Consider the following 2,259-nt stretch of genomic DNA (forward strand, 5'->3'; position numbering starts at 1 on the left):
AAACCGGACTGCAACGGGGACAACGGCCACACAGCTTCGTACTCCGATGCCTGCGCTGCGAGAGAGTCCCGCTCACCGCTGTCGAGTGCCACATGCGGGGTAACGGAGGCGCGGTCAGCGCTCCCGGAGGAGGAAGAGCCGAGTACGCGGACGTGGTGGGCCAGTTCGGCCACAGTACTGTGACGGAACACCTCGCGGGACGTGAACTCCAGGCCGGCCTGCCGAGCGCGTACCGAGAGCCGTATGGAGGTGATGGAATCCCCACCCAGGGAGAAGAAACCGTCGTCGATTCCCACCCGGTCCACCTCCAGCACTTCGGCGAAGACCGAGCAGAGTTTCTCCTCCAGTGCGTTGCGCGGCTCTCTTCCCACCGGTACCCCGTTGAACTCGGGAGCCGGCAGAGCACTCCGGTCCAGCTTGCCGTTGGGAGTGAGAGGAAGTGCTTCCATCGGAACGAACGCCGTTGGAACCATGTAGTCCGGCAACGTCGCTGACAGGTGTGAGCGCAACAGCTCGGGCTCGGGCTGTTCCGCGCCGGACGTCGTAACCACATAGGCCACCAGCCGAACCGGCCCCGGGCCGTCCCGGCGCGCCAGCACCGCAGCCTGCCGCACCGCTGGGTGCGCATCGAGCCGGGACTCGATCTCGCCCGGCTCGATACGGAAACCGAGCACCTTCATCTGCTGATCCACCCGGCTCAGGTACTCCAGGTCACCCCCCTGGTTCCAGCGCACCAGGTCGCCCGTGCGATACATCCGTCCGCCCGGGGCCCCGAACGGATCGGCGACGAAGCGCTCGGCTGTCAGCCCGGGGCGCCCCGCGTACCCCCGCGTGACTCCCGCACCGCTGATATAGAGTTCCCCCGCCACGCCGGGCGGAACGGGACGCAGCGCCGCGTCCAGCACATAGGCCCGGGTGTTCCACACCGGCCGCCCGATTACGGGCGGGCCTCCGTCGACCGGGGCCATCGTGGACCAAACGGTCGTCTCCGTCGGCCCGTACAGGTTCACCACTCCGCCCTCGCACAGCTCCGCGAGGGTCGTCGCCAGCCGTTCCGGCAGCGCCTCGCCACCTGTCAGGGCCCGCAGATTCCGCAACCCGTCCGGCACGGCACTCACCAGTTCCTGCCAGAGCGAGGGGGTAGCCTGCATCATGGTCACCCCGGAGCGCACCACCTCCGCTGCCAGAGCTTCCGGGTCCCGCACCATGTCGCCGTCGGCCAGCACGAGGCTGCCCCCGGCGAGCAACGGCGTGAACAGCTCAAGGGCGGCGATGTCGAAGGCGATCGTGGTCACAGCGAGCATGCGGTCCGCCGAGGTCACCGGCACTCCGTCGGCCACCGCCAGAAGAAGGTTGAGCAACGCCGTGCGAGGCACGACCACGCCTTTGGGGCGGCCTGTGGATCCCGACGTGTAGATCACATAGGCCGGATGGGCACCCGCAACAGCGCCCGCGCGCTCCGCATCGGACAACCCGGCCGCCGGGGTGTCCGCCAGCTCCCGCACAGTCTCTGGAGCGTCCAGAAGCAACCGCTCCACTCCAGTGCGGGGCACGGCGTTCGATGTCTCCCGCACCGTGACAAGCAGCGCCGGCCGGGCGTCCTCCAGCATGTAGCGCAGTCGGTCCTCGGGGTAGTCCGAGTCCAGCGGAACATACCCCGCGCCTGATTTGAGCACTGCCAACAGCGTCACCAGCAGATCGGCGGAACGCGGCACAGCGACGGCGACCAGCTTCTCAGGGCCCGCGCCTCGCACCACCAGGGCGCGGGCCAGCCGGTTCGACCGCTCGTCCAGCTCGGTGTAGGACAGCTCGCGACCCTGGCAAAGGACCGCCGGCCGCGTCGGGAACCGGGCCGCACTGGCCTCGAACAGTCCGGTCACATCAGAACCCGGTATCTCTCGCTCCGTATCGTTCCACGCGTGGACGAGTTCGTGCCGCTCCTTCGCGGTGAGCAGGTCCACTTGTCCCACAACCGTTCCGGGAGAGCCGACCACGGTGTCGAGCAAGTGGCGCAGCCTGACGCCCAGCTGCTCGACGGCAGACCGGCTGAAGAGCTCGGGCCGATAGCTCAGATGGAGTTGAAGCTCCTCGCCGGGAACCACGGTCAGACTGAGCGGATAGTGCATGACGCCCGTCGCGCTGCTGTCCTCCCGGACGGTGATCTCCAGTTCGGTTGATGGGTCGCCGATCCCGACGGAGCCGGAAGGATCGGAGGGGAGATTCTCGAAGACGGTGGTGGTGTCGAAAAGCTGAGGGTGT

1 protein-coding gene is annotated in these 2,259 nt (G+C 68.0%); it reads right to left on the bottom strand.

Annotated elements, in window-relative coordinates; all coding sequences use genetic code 11:
* Nucleotides 1-2,259, bottom strand: a 2,259-nt coding sequence (locus ABD299_RS24890) for a non-ribosomal peptide synthetase (RefSeq protein WP_344267051.1), incomplete at both ends; no start/stop codon positions are given.

This window comes from Streptomyces sodiiphilus, assembly GCF_039529215.1.
Classification (GTDB): Bacteria; Actinomycetota; Actinomycetes; order Streptomycetales; family Streptomycetaceae; genus Streptomyces; species Streptomyces sodiiphilus.